Annotated in this window: 1 protein-coding gene and 1 pseudogene; both read right to left on the reverse strand. The window is 37.7% G+C overall.

From position 1 onward, the window contains the following. A pseudogene (locus tag ACFIM8_RS09325) lies at nt 1–501 on the reverse strand (hypothetical protein); the annotation flags it as partial. Next, on the reverse strand, nt 498–629 hold a 132-nt coding region (locus ACFIM8_RS09330), incomplete at its 5' end, for a TrwH protein (protein ID WP_375607600.1). The pseudogene ACFIM8_RS09325 and the gene ACFIM8_RS09330, both read right to left, overlap by 4 nt.

The following is a 629-nucleotide window of genomic DNA, read 5'->3' on the forward strand; positions in this document are numbered from 1 at the left end:
AAAAGGCCCAGAAACTTTGTTTTCGTCCTCTAGTACCTTTTGATATGATTCTCTTGAAAGCTTATCACTCTTATAGAACGATTCTGGTTCTTTGAGAAAAAAACTAGAAAAGTCTATTTGCTTTGGGTTTGTTTTCTGATTCTTTGTTATAGCTTGATAGGCTTTTTCTATTTGTGAAAGTTGTTCCTTTTTTAACGCAAGTTGTTTTTTAAAGAGCTCAATAATTTCCTCTTTTTTTAATAGCTTAATAAGCTCCAGATATTCTGCTGGTAGAGCAGGTGGTGGCGGTGGAGCAGGTGGTGGCGGTGGAGCAGACGATGGGGATTGTGCACATGTCTTTAGGACTCCAGTGCGGTCTATTCCAAATCTGTTCTGTTGATATTGAGCAAATCCCAACGCTAGAAAATTGCATGTATCTGCTTGAGGAGAATCCGATGCATGTGCCAGATTTATCATCCCCAAAAGGGTAATCATTCCTGTTATAATAAATCGCTTTTTCATATATTTGCTCGTTTAATTTCGGCAGGGATTGTTTTATTAATAGGCACACGATTCCTATCATTGGGCTGTTTTAGCTTTGGTGCTAATGCACAAGCCGATAAAAGGTTTGCAATCAAAATTATAAGAAT

It is taken from the genome of Bartonella sp. AC535YNZD (genome assembly GCF_042196625.1).
GTDB lineage: Bacteria > Pseudomonadota > Alphaproteobacteria > Rhizobiales > Rhizobiaceae > Bartonella.